Raw genomic sequence first — 19,306 nt, 5'->3', positions numbered from 1 at the left:
CATGCTTCAAACCATCTCACTTCGTGACTTTGTCATCGTTGATCAGCTAGAGTTAGATCTCACTAGCGGGTTTACTGTACTCACAGGAGAAACTGGCGCTGGTAAATCCATTCTCTTAGACGCCCTTAGCTTAGCCTTGGGAGAGCGCGCCGATAGCAGTCAAATTCGTGAAGGCTGTAACCGAGCAGAAATCTCCGCCCTCTTTCGCATTGAACCAGATCAGTCTAAAGAGTTGGGCAAATGGCTTGATGAGCAAGGCTTTCCGCAAGAAGATGATGGCCAAAACTTGGTACTCAAAAGAACGGTGGAGGCCAATGGTCGCAGCCGTGCTTTTATTAATGGCAGCGTTGCCACTCTAACGCAATTGCGTGAAGCAGGCGATCAATTGGTAGATATTCATGGTCAACATGCGCACCAACTTTTGCTAAAGGGAGGCGCTCAACGAGAGCTCCTTGATAGTCATGCTGGATTGCTCCCGCTAGCCAGTGAAGTAGCAACAGCATTCAAAGCACTTGCAGATTCTCGTCGTCGCCTTGAACAAGCAGAAAACGCTGGTCAAGATGTAGAGCGTGAGCGTGAGCGCCTTCAGTGGCAGTTAGATGAACTCACCGAGCTTTCACCGCAAGAAGGAGAATGGGCAACCATTCAGAGTGAGCATGCTCGCTTGGCCAACGGTGCAAAGCTCATTAGCGGCTGCCAAGAAGCGGTAGACATTCTGAGTGATGCTGATAACTCACTGGAATCTACTCTATCTAAAGTATGCGGAAATATTGGTGCACTTGCCGAGCATGACCCGAGCCTCAGTGACATCAGCCAATCATTGGAGTCGGCCAGCATTCAGCTAGACGAAGCGATTCATGGACTCAATCGTTACTTACAAAAAATTGATCTGGACCCAGCTCGTCTTACGCAAGTCGAAGAGCGCATGCAAGCTTTGCATAGTGCCGCTCGTAAATATCGCACTGAAACTGATGCACTGCCAAAGCTTCTACTCGAGACAGCAGAACGACTAGATGCTTTAACAGCCTCTCAAAATATTGAAGCGCTTCGCGAGCAGGTCAAACAAGAAGAGGTGACCTATTTAAAACTAGCAAAACAACTTACACAAAAACGCAGCAAAGCCGCAAAAGAGTTGGGTGATTTAGTGACTAGCGCAATGCAAGATTTATCCATGGCAGGCGGTCGCATGGAGATTGCCCTTGTGCCGCTTAACGAGGCTGGATCGCACGGCTTGGAGCAAATTGAATTTTTAGTAGCTGGTCATGCCGGTAGCACCCCTCGCTCACTTGCAAAAGTTGCCTCCGGCGGTGAACTAGCGCGTATCAGCTTAGCTATCAGCGTCATTACCAGTAAAGCCTCATTCACGCCAACTCTCATATTTGACGAAGTCGATGCCGGCATTGGTGGAGCAGTTGCCGAAACCGTGGGTAAGCTATTACATCAATTGGGTCAGTCCCATCAGATCTTATGCGTAACCCATTTACCTCAGGTAGCTGCTCAAGGGAATCATCACTTCAAGATTAGTAAATCGCAAAGTGGCGAGAAGACCGTTTCGCAAGTACAGGTTCTCGGTAGAGCTGAGAGAGTCGAAGAGGTAGCCAGAATGCTTGGCGGCGCCACTATTACTGATACCACTCGTCGCCATGCTCGTGAATTGCTAGAGCAAAACTAAAATAACCATCCTCAGCAATAAGGTGCTCTAGTTCAAGTTAGAAGGCGCTTTGAATATTTCTAGCCAAAGTGCTTGAACTGCATCCCTGGCAGCAATGAACTCAAGCTCTTGATCTAAATCGACACGAGTTTTTTCAGCTCCGTCTAAACGCAACCGATGTTGGCGCGCCCTTAACAAGCGATATGCATCCCCAACGGATTGCGCGGCCTCAGGGGTAATCAAGCCAATCTCGCCAGCAATCTGCAATAAGGCAATATTGCCAAGATTACAGATCAATTTAGGATGCTGATGAGCATAGGCAAGCACCAAGAATTGAACTATGAACTCAATATCCACCATGCCACCAGCGTCGTGCTTTAAGTCGAACTCTGGATTGGCGTTAGGGTGGCCTGCATGGACTTTGCGACGCATTTCTAAAATTTCAGAACGGAGATGCTCAATATTTCTTTGCTGACTTAACACTTCAGAGCGAACCGAATTAAAGAATGAGCCCACCAGCGAATTACCTGCTGAGAAGCGCGCGCGCGTGAGAGCCTGATGCTCCCAAACCCAAGCAGCATTGTCACCCTCACGTAGCTGATATTTCCTAAAGGCATTCGCATTGGTCACCAGGAATCCAGCTGAACCATTGGGGCGTAGACGGGTGTCAATTTCAAAGAGACTGCCGGTAGAAGTAAACGCTGTAAGCCAATTAATCATTCGCTTTGCTAACAAAGCATAGATTTCTTGGGCTGCATAATCAGCCTCATCCGCCTGATATAAAAAGATAATGTCTAAATCAGACGCGTATCCCAACTCTTTACCGCCCAACTTGCCATACGAAATAACAGCAAAAGGTGGATTTGTATCGGCAGGCAACTCAAACTTCTTAAGCACGCTTGGCCAAACTCGCTCAAAGGTAGTTTGCAGAATCAAGTCTGCCAGCGCTGATAAATGATCACTTACTTGCTCTACCGGTAATGCCTGTTGCACCCCGATGCCGAGATCCGTCAATAGCGTAATAAATGTTTCATTGTGATGTGTAACTCGCAAAATATCCATTGCCTGCTCAGAGCCATCACCATCCGACATCACATCATCAAGCTGCATATTGAGAGTAGATCGCACCTCATCCCAATACTTTGCGGGGTCCTCAATCAACGCTCTTTCAGCTTGAGAATTCAACAGGTAATCGAGCAAATGGGGGTGACGCGTTAAATATTGAGCGCCCCATTGAGACGCCTTGAGCAAATCCAATACGTTCGATAGTGCCCTGGGGTACTCAGACAAAATTGAAAGATAGGCGCTACGCCTAGCAATCGCCTCAAGCAAGTCAAAGAAACGTAATAGCGTTTGATCTGCATGCGCTGAAGTAGAGCCATCATTTTGCAAACTTTCTGCGGCTTTACACATTAAGTTATCAAAAATTAAACGGCTTTTTTCAGGTAATAACTTTTGCTTTGGGCTATCTACCCAAGCCTGCCAGCGCACACAAGAACCAGGAAAGAATGCTTGATTGGGAACCCAGCCAATAGCTAAGGGCGCTATTTCAAGGCGCGCACGGTCATCCAGCAAGAAGGCTTTTTCGAATAAGTGCGCAACATGATTTTGGTGTTGCTCTAATTCCGCCATAAGATCAGCTGCCTGCGCATCTAGACCTTGCATCGAAATCGCTAAGCGCGCACGGGCGGTTTCATCATCTGGTAGGTAATGTGTTTGCTGATCATCCCAAACTTGTATGCGATGCTCTAAACGTCTCAGGAAAATATAAGCAGCTTGCAATGACTCCACTTCATGGGCAGGCAGGATGCTGCAATGCTTAATGAGTTCTAACACTTCTAAACTCGGGCGCACTCTAAAGCGAGGGTCCGTGCCACCCCTCATCAACTGAAACATTTGCGCTAAAAACTCAATCTCTCGTATGCCGCCGCGACCCAACTTAATGTCACGCGAACGCCCTTGATAGCCTGATGATCTCTTTTCAGCCTCGGCCTGTATTTGGGCATGCAGATCACGAATAGATGCAATAACACCGTAATCCAAATGCCTGCGATATACAAATGGGCGAATCAGCTGATCAAGCTCTTTTTGACAATGGGCAAAGTCTGGAGACTCTGGTAGCGGAGCAATCAGCCTACCTTTAATCCAGGCATAACGCTCCCACTCTCTACCTTGCACTAAAAGATATTCTTCCAACATATCCAAACTACATACCAACGGCCCTGAATCGCCATTAGGACGCAGACGCATATCTACACGGAATACAAAACCGTTGGCATCGTGCTCAGCAAGTAACTTGATTAAGCGCTTACCCATTCGAGTAAACCACTCGTGATTAGACAAACTCTTAGAGCCACCAGTAGTCTCACCCTCGTGCTCATACAAAAATATGAGGTCGATGTCTGAAGAGAGATTTAACTCAAGGCCTCCTAATTTACCCATACCAACAACCATAAGAGGCATTTCAGATTGGGTTGTATTGCTCCATGGCAATCCAAAACGATTATTGAGATCTTCTCGAATAAATGCAATCGAAGCAGAAACTGCTAATTCGGCAAAATGACTAAGTGCATGGGTGACCTCATCCAGGTCAGCTAAACCATTTATATCCCGAAATGCCAGCCATAACATCAAGCGCTGTCTTGCCAAGCGCAAATTGGCCATCCATTCAGCCTCATCCTGCTCGTTCGATGCAGAAGTTAATTGGTACCCGCCCAGTAAATTCTGAATACCTTGCAAATCAATCTTTTTTTGCCCCTGAATGCCGAGCCACTCAACCCATTCAGGGTGCGCGATTAGCCAACGCCGCGCATAAGTCGAATGTTGCTCTAAAAAATCAATTTGTCGGGAAAAGTCATCCATCCCCTCATCTTAATCCGACCTTGAAAACCGGTGCCATAAGCTTGGCGATCAAGCTAAGGCTGACGGATAATAGAGGTCATGCTGCAAAAAAACATTATTCCGCCTCACCTGAAGAGCACGCTTGATAAGCGTCCTGAAGGTTCGGGTCGAACTTGGCGTAAGCGTGCCTTGATTGTGGCGGGCGTAATCTTGGCCCTTTCTGTGCTGGTTCATGTGGGGGTGCGTTTTATTCTTTGGCCGCAAATCGAGAAATCCAAGGCCTCAGTTGAAAAACTCATCAGCGCACGAATTGGCGCTGAAGTATCAATGGACTCACTCCATGTTTCATGGTCTGGAATTAGGCCTGATTTTGAAGTTGAGGGCTTGCGTTTTAACAACCCAGAAAAAACAAAGCCTCTTTTATTCATACAAAAGATAAACGGTCAATTAAGCTGGGCCTCCTTTTATCATCTTGCACCATTTTTTCAAGAACTCAATTTTGAAGGTGCTGAAATTTATGCGCAACGCAATAGCAAAGGCGCCATTAGTGTTGCCGGAATCTCAATTGATGGCAAACCTAATGATTACTCTGCAGAGAATTGGCTTTTTGCTCAAAACGAAATTCGAGTAAATGACGTCAAATTATTTTGGGAAGATCAACTCAAAAAGAAATCACCTACTACGATAGAGATACAAAGCCTTACTCTCAGTAACGGTATTCGTAGCCACAAAGGCTCAATCAGCGCAACAACCCCTTGGACAAAAGGTCCACTCCTACTGGATATTGATTTAGTCCACCACATTGGCGGTCAAGCGGGTAATTGGCGCGATTGGATTGGAACCATTTCTTGGAATTTAAATACCCTGCAACTTGGCCAGATTGCGAATGAATTTTCCCTCCAGCTAGATACTTTAGAGGGCGCACTCAGCTCTAAGGGAAAATTAAAAATTGATAATGGTAAGCCTGATGGCGGAGAAATTTATCTTGCAGCTGATGATTTAATAATTCAGCTTTCTAAGAATGAAGATGCTATTGCCCTTGGGCGATTAGAAACAAACCTGACTCAGGAAACTGATAACGGCATGATCTCTATCGCTACCAAGACATTTGCATGGCGTGATACCGAAAGCCCCAAATCAACTCCTTTAGAGAATTTAAGCCCCATGACTTTCCGCTGGAGACCACCGGCAGGCGATGAAGAAATTAAAGAATTTGGCTTTTCATCTCCAAAGATTTCGTTAGAGGATATTGCTTTATTTGCTCTTAATCTTCCGCTCTCTAAAAAAGTCCAGCAATGGATTAAAGCTTCTAAAGCCGATGGAGAACTGCAAGATCTGGATATCTCCTGGGCCGAGAGCAAATCTCCTTTATCAGCACTAAATATTCCCGGCGGCTGGTTTAAGTCAAGCAAACTGGGCTTTAACGTGAGCGCAAAACTGATTGATGTTAGTTTTATTGGCATCAACAAATCCATGCCCTCTGTATCGAACCTGTCAGGATTCCTCGCTGCAGACCAAACCAAAGGAAGCCTAACCATCCAATCCAATAATTTAGGGGTGGAGATAAATGACCTATTGGTGGATCCAAAAATAAAACTAGACAAAGCTAATGGTCAAATTTCCTGGTCAAAACAAAAAAGCAATTGGGTTATTAACGCAAAGCAGTTAGCACTGAGTAATCCTGAGATTTCGACAACACTCAATCTGAACTACATCATTGGTGAAGCTAAAAACCCTGACTTCATGACACTGGATATGGACTTTGCACAAGCAAATCTAAAAACTGCTTATCGATACTTACCTGTTGGCATGGGAGGTGAAGCTAAAACCTATTTAAGCAAAGCCTTTGATGCGGGAATAATTAAAAAGGGAAACCTCCATATTAAGGGTGACCCAAATGAGGTGCCGTTCCCAAAAGCAAATGCGGGAGAATTCACACTCAATCTACCAATCATTGGCGCCACTTTTAGTCCGGCACCCACTTCATTACCAGGGCAAGGTATATGGCCAGCCTTTAATAACGTGAATGGCGTTATTAATATGCAGAATGCCAACTTAACGGTAGATATTGATCAAGCAAGTTACAAACAGGTTGCCTTAAGCAAATTCCATGCTGAAATACCAAGTGTTAGTGCAAAGCAATTAACTCTGACAGTAAATGGTGAAGCGCAGGGCGATGCGCCGCAACTGCTGGACTATTTATTTGCCTCGCCTGTCGGCAAGAAACAAGCTGAGCTTGAGAAAAATCTAAAAATAACAGGGGCTACTAATTTAAGTCTGGGCTTAAAAGTCCCACTAACCGGTACTGGTAATACTAATACGGATATTCAAATCAACTTCCCTGGCAATAGAGTCCAGTGGGCTGGCATACCTCCTCTTGAAAATCTTAAAGGCAAAATCCGCATCACCGAAGTCAATCCAGAGTTTGAAGATATTACGGCTGATTTTCTTGGTGGCTCCATCAAAATTTCGAGCGCAACGCCTAACCAAAGTAGCCAAAGCTACAGCATCACAGGCAATATTTCTGCAAACTTTATCAAGGATTACTTTGGTAACGATGTTGCAGCACAAGCATCTCCCATTTTGCAGTCCCTTAGTGGTGTGGCAAGGTATGACGGCGTTATTAATTTCAATAAGGGTAATAGCGAAACTAACCTAAAAATCGACGTGCGTGACTGGGGTAGCACTGCGCCTGCACCCCTGAAAAAACAAGCAGGCACCTTGATGTCTGGTCAGCTAAACCTTAAAACCTTTGCTAAAACAAAAAGTAGTTCCAGTCGTCTCATTTGGGATGGAAAGATTGGGGACGCTTACTTTATTCAAGGTGAAATCACCAGAGATGACCTTCTTCGTCAGGCTGTAGGTATTGGCGCACCCGCCACCCTTCCTCAACAAGGCTTTGCTCTGAACATTGTCAGCAATGAATTGAACATAGATACCTGGCAATTATTTTTGAGCAATCAAAGCAGAAAAAAATCCGGAGTGAGCTCTAACCCAAACACTACGGGCAATATCCAAGTTTCAGCACAAGTTAAACAATTAACTTTGTTTGACCGCGTCTGGCAGGATATGAATTTAGCTGCAAGCAATAAAGACACTGCCTGGCAACTACGCCTGAGAGGATCTCCTCAAGTTGCTGGCAATATCCAATACCAACCAGCTACAACACCTGATGGTAGCGACTTAATTAGCGGACGACTTGTGCGCTTAAAGATTCCCGAAGAAATTGTTAGCGCAGTAATCCCTGCAAAGCAAATCTCAAAAACTCCGCCGACTAAAAATAAATTTAGTCCAGGATCTATACCTAGTATTGAGTTAACCATTGATGATTTTGATTGGAACAAAGCACAGCTTGGTCAAGTAAAAATTAAAACTAAGACCATAGGAAATACTGTCAATTTCGAATCTGTTCAATTCAATAATCCACAAGGAAGCTCAAACACAACCGGTCGTTGGGTTGGTGCCACGCAAAATACCCCCGCACACACCAACTTAAATATTGATTTGGATATTAAGGATGCGGGCCAGATCATTGGTCACTGGACCAATCAAAAGTCAGTGGAGGGTGGCCAAGGTAAGCTAACGATCAATGCAGATTGGGACGGATCTCCCTTTAACCCTCAATATGAAACCCTGGCAGGTAAGGCAAATTTAAACCTGGAAAAAGGCCGCCTCTTAGAAGTAAATACCAGTGGCGCAAAGCTACTAGATGTTCTCAGTTTGCAAAGCTTATTTAGGTTTGCCACATTAGATCTTCAAGGTAGCCTTGGGAATATAGTCACCAAAGGAACGCCATTCAATACTATTGATGCCTCGTTTGATTTGAATGCAGGTATAGCTCAAACCAAGCAATTCACAATGGGTTTAGATCAGGCGCGTGTTGCAATGACCGGTCAAATTAATATCCCCAAGAAAACACAAGATTTACGTGTCACCATCTTCCCAACAATTGATGCCACCGCAGGCTCTTTAGCAGCATTTGCAATCAACCCAATAGTTGGACTTGGGGCCTTTGTTGGCCAATATCTTATTACTAGCCAAATTAATCGCAGTCTTCAATCTGATTATCTAGTACAAGGGTCATGGGATAACCCAGAAGTAATTCCCCTTGATCAAAAAGGTCAGCCGATTGATAAAAAAACTTTGGATACGATTCGAAGCAAAGAACTACTTAAAGAGCAAAGTAAACCGGGCAATATAGCAGGGCCACAAATCAACCCAAACAATTCCAGCACTCCAAATAAAACTGCAAACTAGATTGCTATGAGTAAATCTGTAAATCCCTCAAATCTTAAGGTCGCCTCTATTCAGATGGTCTCCACCATCAATCTGCAAGAGAACCTTTCTACAGCAAGTAGACTAATCGCAGCGGCGGCAGCGGATGGCGCACAATTAGCAGTTCTACCAGAATACTTTTGCCTAATGGGTCTTAAAGACACCGATAAAGTTTCTGCTCGAGAAAGTATTGGTAGCGGCCCCATCCAAGAGCAACTCTCCCAGATTGCCAAGCAAAACAAACTACACTTAGTTGCTGGCACTATTCCGCTTGAGGCAAAAGATCCAAATAAGGTACTCAATACAACTCTTGTATTTGATCCCGCGGGACAACAAATCACTCGCTACGACAAAATTCATTTATTTGGCTTTCAAACGGCAACCGAGCGCTATCAAGAATCCGAAACGATTGAAGCTGGAAATGAGCCCGGGGTCTTAAAAATTTCTGTTGATGGCAATAATTGGACTTTTGGTTTAAGCATTTGTTACGACTTGCGCTTTCCAGAGCTCTATCGCGCGCTAGGTCAGGTAGATTGCCATATCATTCCTGCTGCATTTACTTACACCACCGGAAAAGACCATTGGGAAATTCTGTTACGCGCCCGAGCTATTGAAAACCAAAGTTATGTCTTGGCATCAGCACAGGGCGGCAAACATCAAAACCAGCGTCGCACTTGGGGTAATAGCATGTTGATTGACCCTTGGGGTGAGATCTTAGTCAACCTCCCCGAAGGAGAAGGCTTTATTTCTGGGGTCTTGTGCAAAGATAAATTAAACGAGGTACGCTCTAAGTTACCTGCACTTGCACATCGCAAGCTTTAAAGAAAGATCCGCCCAATCAAATGAATGCACCAGAAGCACTATTTCCGGCAAATTGGACTAACGCCAAAAAGCAAGCAGACCTCATTAAATTAGCTAAATCAATTTTGCTTGAGCCAACAGGATTATCAGAACAAGATTTACATCACACCTTTGGCCATCTATTCACCCATCGCCTTGATGATGCGGATCTTTACTTTCAACATACTCGCAGCGAGAGCTGGAGTCTTGAAGAGGGCATCGTTAAATCTGGTAGCTTCAATATTGATCAAGGCGTTGGAGTACGCGCTATCTATGGTGATAAGACTGCCTTTGCCTACTCAGATGAAATAAATTTAGAAGCTTTAAGCAAGGCAGCAAAAGCAACCCGAGTAATCGGTCCTGCAGGCGGCAAGCGAGCAGTTGCAAGCAAATTATTTAATCCCGTATCCAATAAGCTGTACTCAGACATCAACCCTCTTGACTCACTACAGCCCAAGGAAAAAATCGCCCTACTAGAAGGCATCGAACGCAGAGCGAAGGCGCGTGATCCACGCATCATTCAGGTGATGGCAAGTCTTGCTGGAGAGTTTGATGTAGTTTTGGTGGTGAGAGCTGATGGCTTGTTGGCTGCCGATGTCCGCCCCTTGGTGCGCGTTTCCGTTCACGTCATTGCAGAACAAAATGGTCGACGTGAATCTGGATCTTCCGGTGGTGGCGCGCGCCACGATTACCTGTACTTCGATCAAGAACTCATCAATCGCTATGTTGATGAAGCGGTTGATGGTGCATTATTGAACTTAGAATCACGTTCTGCCCCAGCAGGCCTAATGACCGTGGTGATGGGACCAGGATGGCCTGGTGTCCTTTTGCATGAAGCAGTTGGCCATGGTCTTGAGGGCGACTTTAATCGCAAGGGATCCTCTGCATTTTCCGGTCGAATTGGACAACGCGTTGCCGCTAAAGGTGTCACAGTAGTGGATGATGGCACCCTATCTGGTCGTAGAGGTTCTTTAAACATTGATGATGAAGGTACGCCTACGCAATGCACCACATTAATTGAGGATGGCATTTTGAAGGGTTATATTCAGGACAGCCTCAATGCACGCTTAATGAATATGCCCCTGACCGGCAATGGTCGACGCGAAAGCTTTGCTTCGCTTCCGATGCCACGCATGACTAATACCTACATGCTGGCTGGCAAAGACGATCCACAAGAAATCGTGGCCAGTATTAAACGCGGTTTGTATGCGGTCAATTTTGGCGGTGGTCAAGTAGATATCACCAGCGGCAAATTTGTTTTTTCTGCTTCAGAAGCCTACTGGGTTGAAAACGGCAAAATCCAATATCCCGTCAAAGGCGCCACCATTATTGGCAACGGTCCAGAATCCCTAAAACAGGTCTCCATGATCGGAAATGACCTCAAACTCGATGGCGGCGTAGGGGTTTGCGGCAAGGAAGGGCAAAGCGTTCCTGTTGGAGTTGGGCAACCTACACTCCGGATTGATAGCCTTACCGTGGGCGGGACTGCCTGATATTGGCAAATTACGGCTTAAAATAGCCAGATGAGCCAACAAAATACAAATCCCGCTAATTGGTACTCCGTGGTCGACAAGACCTCCGATACCGACGATCAACGCATCGACAAAATTTCTGTTCTGCCTCCGCCAGAGCATTTAATCCGCTTTTTTCCAATTTCTGGAACTCCAACAGAAGCGCTGATCAGCAAAACTCGCAAAAAGATTCGCGACATTATTCACGGTAAAGATGATCGCTTATTGGTCATTATTGGCCCATGCTCTATTCATGATCCACGGGCAGCACTGGAATACTGCCAACGTCTTTTAAATGAGCGCGAACGTTTTTCTAGCGAACTGGAAATTGTGATGCGTGTATATTTTGAAAAACCACGTACCACTGTTGGCTGGAAGGGTTTAATCAACGACCCTTACCTTGATGAAAGCTATCGCATCGAAGAAGGATTACGTCTTGCCCGCCAAGTGCTGATGGAAATTAATCGCCTCGGCATGCCAGCTGGTAGCGAATTTCTAGATGTCATCTCTCCGCAATATATTGCTGATCTGATTTCATGGGGAGCAATTGGTGCACGTACGACTGAAAGCCAAGTACATCGCGAACTCGCCTCAGGACTCTCTGCACCGATCGGCTTTAAGAATGGTACTGATGGCAATATAAAGATTGCTACCGATGCTATTCAGGCAGCAGGTCGTCCACATCATTTCCTGTCTGTTCATAAAAATGGTCAAGTTTCTGTTGTTGAAACCAAAGGCAATAAAGATTGTCACGTCATTTTACGTGGTGGTAAGGAGCCGAACTACGAAGCGAAGTTCGTACAGGCTGCCTGCTCTGAGCTTGAAGCGGCCAAGCTTCCAGCCAGTTTGATGGTTGACTTGTCTCATGCTAATTCAAGCAAGAAACATGAGCGTCAAATCCTGGTTGCTGATGATGTTGCACAGCAAATTGAATCCGGCTCAAATCAGATTTTTGGTGTGATGGTAGAAAGCCATTTAAATGATGGTGCTCAGAAATTTACACCAGGCAAAGATGATCCAAGCAAATTGGAATACGGCCGCAGTATTACCGATGCTTGTATTAACTGGGATGATTCGGTGAAAGTATTGGAGCGTCTTGCTATTGCCGTTAAAAAACGTAGAAGCAAGAAAAAATAATGCGGAATTAATTTTGCAAGAAGCAAAACTAAAGAGACTAAATTATTTAGTCTCTTTTTTTTCGTGCTTCCAAAGCACATCAGATCCACCAGCTGCACGATTTAAGATGCGAGCCAGCACAAAGAGCAAGTCTGATAGACGATTCACATATTGCCTAGGGGAATCATATAAAGGCTCTTCCCAACCTAAGCGGACAATCGAACGCTCCGCTCTTCGGCAAACTGTACGACACACATGTGCCTGCGCGGCAGCGCGGGTACCGCCTGGCAAAATGAATTCAGTCAAAGGCGGTAGTTGTTTGTTGTATTTTTCAAGCCAAACATCTAACTGAGCTACATGCTCAGGGTTGAGTAACTTGTAGTTGGGGATGCAAAGCTCACCCCCTAAATCAAATAAATCATGTTGCACCTGCAGGAAAAGCTCATGCAATTCATCAGAAATACCCTCGGGAATCTGCTCAGTCATCAAAACCCCGATTTCTGAGTTCAATTCATCTATATCACCCATAGCGCAGATACGCAGATGATCCTTCTCCACGCGACTGCCGTCACCCAAGCCAGTCATCCCGGCATCACCTGTTCTGGTGGCGATTTTTGATAGTCGATTTCCCATAAGCTTAATTATAGGTAAATGGCTAAAATGATTCTTATGAATATGGTGACCCCACCCCCCGATTTAGCCGCTATTAGCGCCCTTCAGTCCAAATTGGTTTCGGCTTTGCGCCCAATCCTTCCGGAACACGCCCTTCTATGGGAACCAGAAGACACCATTCCCTATGAATGTGATGGTCTGGCTGCCTACAGAAGAATGCCTTTGGCAGTAGCTTTGCCAGAAACCGAGGAGCAAGCAGCCCAGATTTTGAAGATTTGCTATGCAATGCAAATTCCTGTTGTACCTCGCGGATCTGGAACTGGCCTCTCGGGAGGTGCAATGCCCCTTTCACAAGGATTGGTGCTTTCGTTAGCCAAGCTTAAGAAAATTATCAGCATTGATCCATTTACTCGCACTGCAGTTGTGCAGCCTGGTGTTCGCAATCTTGCCATTTCTGAAGCAGTTGCACATCTTGGTTTGTATTACGCGCCAGACCCTTCTTCACAAATTGCCTGCTCTATTGGCGGCAACGTGAATGAAAACTCCGGTGGTGTGCATTGTCTAAAATATGGACTCACCTTACATAACGTTCTGCGCGTCCGTGGAATACTGATGAATGGTGAGATCGTAGAGTTTGGCGGCTTAGCACCAGATGCACCCGGCCTTGACTTGCTAGCAATCATGATGGGTAGCGAAGGAATGCTCGCGGTTGTTACTGAAGTGACAGTCAAATTGGTTGCCAAACCAAAATTGGCTCGCGTGATCATGGCAAGTTTTGATGACATCGAAAAAGGTGGCAATGCAGTTGCCGCCATCATTGCTGCTGGCATTATTCCTGCTGGCTTGGAAATGATGGATAAAGCCACCACTCGTGCCGTAGAGGAATTTGTCCACGCAGGCTATGATTTAGATGCTGCGGCAATTTTGTTATGTGAATCTGATGGCACTCCAGAAGAAGTTGCTGAAGAAATTGAGCGCATGACTAGAGTGCTTGAACAAGCAGGTGCGAGCGGCATTCAGATTTCAAAAGATGAAAGTGAGCGCTTGAAATTCTGGAGCGGTCGCAAGAATGCATTCCCGGCTGCAGGCCGCTTAGCCCCTGATTACTACTGCATGGACGGCACCATCCCCCGTCGTCATATAGCTACTCTACTCAAGCGCATCCAAGGTATGGAAGAGAAATATGGACTTGGTTGTTTAAACGTTTTTCATGCTGGTGACGGCAATATGCACCCCCTAATTTTGTTTAACGGCGCTGATCAGGAAGAGTGGCATCGCGCAGAAGAATTCGGCACTGAAATTTTGGAAGCTTGCGTTGAGCTTGGCGGCACGATCACTGGTGAGCACGGTGTTGGTATTGAAAAAATTAATTCTATGTGCGTACAGTTTGGCGATGGTGAGCGTGAATCTTTCTGGGGCGTGAAGAGCGCCTTCGATCCAGAGAAGCTCCTCAACCCAGATAAAGCAATTCCGACGCTCAACCGTTGCGCTGAGTATGGCCGCATGCGTATTAGCGGTGGTCAATTACCTCATCCAGAATTGGAGCGCTTCTAATGAGTCACTCCAATTTACAAGTTGATGTATTTCGCGAACAAATTCTGAATGCAGCCAAGAACAAAACCCCTCTCTCCATTGAAGGCGGGGGTACAAAATCTTGGTATGGCAATCCCAATAACTATGCCAAGCTAGATACTCGCCCTTACTCTGGCATTTTGGAATACCAACCAGAAGAGCTGGTTATCACCGCTTGCGCAGGCACGCCACTAAAAGAAATTGAAGCAGCCCTCAAAGAAAAAAATCAGGTGCTTGCGTTTGAGCCTCCACACTTTGGTGAAAATGCAACCTTTGGTGGCGCTATTGCTGCAGGTCTAGCTGGTCCTGGCCGCATCACCGTTGGCAATTTCCGCGACTTCGTATTGGGCGCTCGCATCCTAGATGGCAAAGGACAAGATCTATCCTTTGGGGGTAAGGTCATGAAGAACGTTGCAGGCTATGATGTTTCTCGCTTACTACCTGGCTCATTAGGCACTCTATCTCTCCTATTAGAGGCCTCAGTAAAAGTATTGCCAAAGCCTGCTGCGACTGCAACCTTACGCTGCCAAATCTCTCAAGAGAAAGCACTAAAAGCATTAAATGAATGGGCGGGCCAGCCACTGCCACTTTCTGCTAGCTGTTGGATTGGCTCAGCTAGAGATGGAGATGGAGAGCTAACCTTCCGTCTTGCCGGCGCTGCAGCTGCAGTTAAGGCTGCGATCCCACTCATGAGTTCTTTAGTTAATGCCAGCGAACTCAATGAAGAAGCTGCCAAAGATTTTTGGAGTCATTTGCGCGAGCAAAAGCTTTCCGCTTTCGTCAAACTTGGCGCAGATCAAACCTTGTATCGGCTAGCCCTGCCTGCAGCTTGCGGACCAATAGTAATTCCTGGTGCAAACGATGACATTGTTCTCGAGTGGCATGGACAGCAACGCTGGATAAAAGCGCCTGGTGATGAAGCTACCTTTACAGCCATCAAAGCGATTGCCAATTCTCATGGTGGCCATGCAACGCGCTTTAGACAGGGTGCAAATATAGACCCTTCTTACCAGCGCTTTACCTTACTCACAGAACAAGCCCATTCCAAAGCTCTTGAAGCCGTACAAGAACGCTTGAGATCCGCCTTTGATCCTGCTGGTGTATTTGCCACTAAACGTCTTCCATAAGTATTTCTATGCAAACTCAACTCGCCCCTCAATTTGCCAACACACCGGAAGGTATCGAGGCAGCCCGCATTCTGGGCAAATGCGTTCACTGCGGTTTTTGTACTGCCACCTGTCCAACCTATCAAATCCTAGGCGATGAATTAGATGGTCCACGTGGACGCATTTACCTCATCAAGCAAATCGCTGAAGGCCAAGTCCCAACAGAAAAGACACGTCTGCATTTAGATCGCTGCTTAACCTGTCGCAATTGCGAAAGCACTTGCCCAAGCGGCGTGCAATACGGTAACTTGGTTGATATTGGTCGTAAATGGGCAGAAGAAAATACGCCTGAGCGTCCAATCGCTCAACGCCTAACTCGTTGGGCTTTAAAAGAGGGCTTAACCAATCCAGCTTTATTCAACACCGCAATGACTTTGGGTCGCTTTGTACGGCCATTAATGCCTAGCGGCATTAAACGCAAGATCCCATTGACCCTCAATAATGCATTGACAAACTCGACTGACCCATACGCACGGCCTACCACTACACATCAGCGCAAAATGGTTTTACTGGAAGGCTGTGTTCAGCCAGGTATGTTGCCAAATATCAATTCAGCGACAGCGCGTGTACTGAATGCACTGAAGATTCAATTGATTAGCGCGCCCAGCGCCACTTGTTGTGGAGCTTTGCGTTATCACCTCAATGATCAAGCTGGCGGTCTCGATAATGCTAAGCAAAATATTGATGCCTGGTGGCCTTTGGTTGAAAGTGGTATTGAAGCGATTGTGATGACAGCATCTGGTTGCGGGGTGATGGTGAAGGACTATGGACATTTGTTTGCAAATGATCCTGCCTATGCTGCCAAAGCCAAAAAGATCTCTGATTTAACTAAAGATATTTCTGAGATTCTTCCCGCATTACAAGATGAGCTTGTGCAACTAGTAGGTGCCGATCCCAAACCTGGTGTGGTCTATCACCCACCCTGCACCTTACAACACGGTCAACAAATCCGTGGCAAGGTAGAGGGACTACTTTCAAGTATTGGTATCGGCGTACGTTTATGCTCGGATAGTCACCTATGTTGTGGCTCTGCAGGCACATACTCCGTGACACAGCCAGAACTATCTGAACAGCTTCGTAAAAACAAGCTCACCCACTTAAATGCCGCCTGCGAAGAATCAGGTGCTGAGGTGATTGTTTCCGGAAATATTGGCTGCATCACCCATCTCCAGCAAGATGACACTCCAGTATTGCATTGGATCGAGATTGTCGATCAACTGATTGCTAAATCCTCCAAGTCCTCATGAATTCCATTGTTGTTAATTTGATGCAAGTCAGGGAGCGGATTGAACTCGCCGCTCTAGCAGCAAAACGTGAGCCTGAAGAAATTGAACTTTTAGCTGTCAGTAAAACCTTTACGGCTTCGGCAGTGGAAGAAGCAATGCATGCTGGTCAATCCGCCTTTGGAGAAAACTATGTCCAAGAGGCCGTTGAAAAAATCCAGAAGCTTGCCAAACTACGCCCTTGGTTGGTGTGGCATTTTATTGGACCACTACAAAGCAATAAAACCAGAGAAGTAGCTGAGCATTTTGACTGGGTTCATAGCGTCGATCGTCTCAAAATCGCAGAACGCCTTTCTACTCAACGCGGCGAGTTTCCTGATTTAGCCCCACTGCAGGTTTGCGCACAAATCAATGTGAGTGAAGAAGATAGTAAAAGTGGTGTCTCACTGGCGGAAGTTGAGGCACTATGCAATGCCCTCACCTCGTTACCGAATTTAGTTCTCAGGGGATTGATGGCCATTCCTGCACCTAGTCCAAACATAGAGCAGCAACGTCAAGCGTTTGCCGCCGTACGTGAATGCTTTCTACAAATTCAAGCTGCCCACGTTGGTGAATTGGGATACCAGTTTTTTGACACCCTCTCTATGGGCATGTCCGATGATTTAGAAGCAGCAATCCTAGAGGGAAGCACGATGGTGCGTGTTGGTACAGCCATTTTTGGGAAGCGCGATAAGATTAACAAATGAGCACAAATAAAACTGCACAAAACTGCACACAAAAAAATGGCAACGCCCACATCACATTTATTGGTGGTGGCAACATGGGGCGCGCCCTAATTAGCGGCCTTCTTGCAAACGGATTTGAGCCAAATCAAATTTCTGTTGTAGAGACAAACCCTTCAACAGCTTTAAAACTTTATGAAGACTATGGCGTTCAGGGTATTGGCGCTTTAGAGCAAATTGCTTTTGACTTTTCTAAAAATAATGTCGTTGTTATGGCAATCAAGCCACAGGACTTTAATGTTGTTGCAAAAGGATTGGCTGCAAAACTCAAGCATGCAAGCGCACCTGGTCCACTAATCCTTAGCATCGCTGCTGGCATTCGCCTTAAAGACATGAGTCGCTGGCTTGATCACACACGCTGTGTTCGTGCCATGCCTAATACTCCTGCATTAATTGGCAAAGGGATCACTGGACTCTTTGCCGATGCTGCAGTTGATCAAGCTGATCGCGCTTTAGCCGAAACCATTTGCAATGCGGTAGGCCAAGCGGTATGGGTGCCTGAAGAAAAACTGATGGATGCAGTCACCGCCGTTTCTGGAAGTGGTCCTGCCTACGTTTTTGCCTTTTTAGAGGCAATGCAATCTGCTGGTGAAAAGCTGGGTCTCGATACTGCAACCGCACGCAAACTAGCCTATGCAACCCTTGAGGGGGCTACACAGTTAGCCCATAACTCTGATGAGCATGCCGGCGTTTTGCGCGAGAGGGTTACTTCTAAGGGCGGTACCACCGCAGCAGCCTTAGATGTGATGAAGCAACAAGGCTGGCACGAGATTTTGGGGAAAGCAATTGATGCAGCGAGTCAACGCGGTAAAGCTATGGGTGATGAGTTGGGTCAGAGCTAGTTAACTCTAGTTAACAGCCAAACCCAGAACAATTCCGAGAAATAAAAATCCACCAAGCCAATTATTATGGCGAAAAGCCCTAAAGCAATCTTCCCTATTGCGAGAAGAAACCAGTTTTAGGTGATAGATTGCGCAAGCCAAAGCTGGGAACCAACCCAGTAAAAAATAGTTACTTAATCCAGCCAATTGCGCTACCCATACTTGACTGATAAATAGCACTCCATAGCTCACAGCGATGGCGATGACATCATAACGACCAAAAGTGATAGCTGAAGTTCTTAAACCCAGACGTAAATCATCATCGCGATCAACCATGGCATAGGCTGTGTCATAAGCAATGGTCCAAAAAATATTCCCCACAAATAAAACCCAAGCCTCCAGTGGAATGAAATCCAGAATCGCTGCATACGCCATTGGAATCCCAAAGCCAAAAGCTATTCCCAAGACTGCTTGAGGCATTACAAAGAAACGCTTAGTGAAGGGGTAAATAAAGGCAACCAGTAGCGCAAGTACTGATAGTTGCTTTGTAAATGCATTCAGAGGCTGAATCAGTAAAAAAGCAATGAATGCTAGCGTACCTGCTACAGCCACCGCCTCTCTCCCAGAAATTTTTCCACTTGTGACAGGGCGTCCTTGGGTTCTTTTGACATGACGGTCAAAGCCTCTATCTGCGTAGTCGTTAATGGCACAACCTGCGCTACGCATAAGAAAGGTACCCAGAGTAAAGATAAACAAGATAGATAAATCGGGAGTACCGCTACTAGCCAACCAGAGAGCCCAGAGCGTAGGCCATAACAGCAATAGCGTGCCAATAGGTTTATCCAACCTAATTAAATACCCATAAGAAATGAAACGCCCTTTTAAGCTCATAAGGT

At 46.0% G+C, this 19,306-nt stretch carries 13 protein-coding genes; 10 read left to right on the top strand and 3 right to left on the bottom strand.

Annotation, left to right across the window (positions count from 1 at the left end; all coding sequences use genetic code 11):
• Window position 1: 1 nt before the first annotated feature.
• Window positions 2–1,672 (top strand): DNA repair protein RecN, encoded by a 1,671-nt coding sequence (recN, locus tag ICE93_RS03620; protein WP_216185688.1) that lies wholly within the window; start codon window positions 2–4, stop codon window positions 1,670–1,672.
• Window positions 1,673–1,699: 27 nt separating this feature from the next.
• On the opposite strand, the gene glnE is transcribed toward recN, so the two are convergent.
• Complete coding sequence (glnE, locus tag ICE93_RS03615) at window positions 1,700–4,513, bottom strand: bifunctional [glutamate--ammonia ligase]-adenylyl-L-tyrosine phosphorylase/[glutamate--ammonia-ligase] adenylyltransferase (RefSeq protein WP_216185686.1); 2,814 nt, start codon at window positions 4,511–4,513, stop codon at window positions 1,700–1,702.
• A 78-nt stretch (window positions 4,514–4,591) separates the two neighbouring features.
• Between glnE and ICE93_RS03610 the strand changes: the two genes are divergently transcribed.
• From ICE93_RS03610 to ICE93_RS03595, 4 genes are read left to right on the top strand one after another with little or no spacing between them, the layout of a single operon-like run.
• Window positions 4,592–8,749: a YhdP family protein gene (locus ICE93_RS03610; RefSeq protein WP_216861300.1), complete on the top strand. Its 4,158-nt coding sequence runs from the start codon at window positions 4,592–4,594 to the stop codon at window positions 8,747–8,749.
• Window positions 8,750–8,755: 6 nt separating this feature from the next.
• Window positions 8,756–9,589, top strand: a complete 834-nt coding sequence (locus tag ICE93_RS03605; protein WP_216185684.1) for a carbon-nitrogen hydrolase family protein — start codon at window positions 8,756–8,758, stop codon at window positions 9,587–9,589.
• A 20-nt stretch (window positions 9,590–9,609) separates the two neighbouring features.
• Window positions 9,610–11,100 (top strand): metalloprotease TldD, encoded by a 1,491-nt coding sequence (gene tldD, locus ICE93_RS03600; RefSeq protein WP_255554473.1) that lies wholly within the window; start codon window positions 9,610–9,612, stop codon window positions 11,098–11,100.
• A 30-nt stretch (window positions 11,101–11,130) separates the two neighbouring features.
• Window positions 11,131–12,255, top strand: coding sequence for a 3-deoxy-7-phosphoheptulonate synthase (locus ICE93_RS03595; RefSeq protein WP_216861299.1), 1,125 nt, complete (start codon window positions 11,131–11,133; stop codon window positions 12,253–12,255).
• 42 nt (window positions 12,256–12,297) lie between these two features.
• Here the strand turns inward: ICE93_RS03595 and ICE93_RS03590 are convergent, their stop codons facing one another.
• On the bottom strand, window positions 12,298–12,867 hold the full coding sequence (locus tag ICE93_RS03590) for a cob(I)yrinic acid a,c-diamide adenosyltransferase (protein WP_216185683.1): 570 nt from the start codon (window positions 12,865–12,867) through the stop codon (window positions 12,298–12,300).
• 42 nt (window positions 12,868–12,909) lie between these two features.
• Here ICE93_RS03590 and ICE93_RS03585 point away from each other — a divergent pair, with 42 nt between their 5' ends.
• From ICE93_RS03585 to proC, 5 genes are read left to right on the top strand one after another with little or no spacing between them, the layout of a single operon-like run.
• Entirely contained in the window at window positions 12,910–14,400 is a 1,491-nt protein-coding gene (locus ICE93_RS03585; protein WP_216188246.1) for an FAD-linked oxidase C-terminal domain-containing protein, read from the top strand.
• The gene (glcE, locus tag ICE93_RS03580) at window positions 14,400–15,545 is read left to right on the top strand and encodes a glycolate oxidase subunit GlcE (RefSeq protein WP_216185680.1); all 1,146 of its coding nucleotides are present in this window, start codon (window positions 14,400–14,402) and stop codon (window positions 15,543–15,545) included. The genes ICE93_RS03585 and glcE overlap by 1 nt, the downstream gene beginning before the upstream one ends.
• A gap of 8 nt (window positions 15,546–15,553) precedes the next feature.
• Complete coding sequence (glcF, locus tag ICE93_RS03575) at window positions 15,554–16,831, top strand: glycolate oxidase subunit GlcF (protein ID WP_216185678.1); 1,278 nt, start codon at window positions 15,554–15,556, stop codon at window positions 16,829–16,831.
• On the top strand, window positions 16,828–17,553 hold the full coding sequence (locus tag ICE93_RS03570) for a YggS family pyridoxal phosphate-dependent enzyme (RefSeq protein WP_216185676.1): 726 nt from the start codon (window positions 16,828–16,830) through the stop codon (window positions 17,551–17,553). Before glcF ends, ICE93_RS03570 begins: the two co-directional genes overlap by 4 nt.
• Entirely contained in the window at window positions 17,550–18,431 is an 882-nt protein-coding gene (gene proC, locus ICE93_RS03565; protein WP_216185674.1) for a pyrroline-5-carboxylate reductase, read from the top strand. The genes ICE93_RS03570 and proC overlap by 4 nt, the downstream gene beginning before the upstream one ends.
• 6 nt (window positions 18,432–18,437) lie before the next feature.
• Here the strand turns inward: proC and ubiA are convergent, their stop codons facing one another.
• The gene (gene ubiA / locus ICE93_RS03560; RefSeq protein ID WP_216185672.1) at window positions 18,438–19,301 is read right to left on the bottom strand and encodes a 4-hydroxybenzoate octaprenyltransferase; all 864 of its coding nucleotides are present in this window, start codon (window positions 19,299–19,301) and stop codon (window positions 18,438–18,440) included.
• Window positions 19,302–19,306 lie beyond the last annotated feature (5 nt).

Origin of the sequence: Polynucleobacter sp. MWH-HuK1, assembly GCF_018881815.1 — a bacterium.
GTDB lineage: Bacteria > Pseudomonadota > Gammaproteobacteria > Burkholderiales > Burkholderiaceae > Polynucleobacter.
Note: the sequence above shows the minus strand (reverse complement) of the source record. Positions and strands in the feature narration are given on the sequence as shown.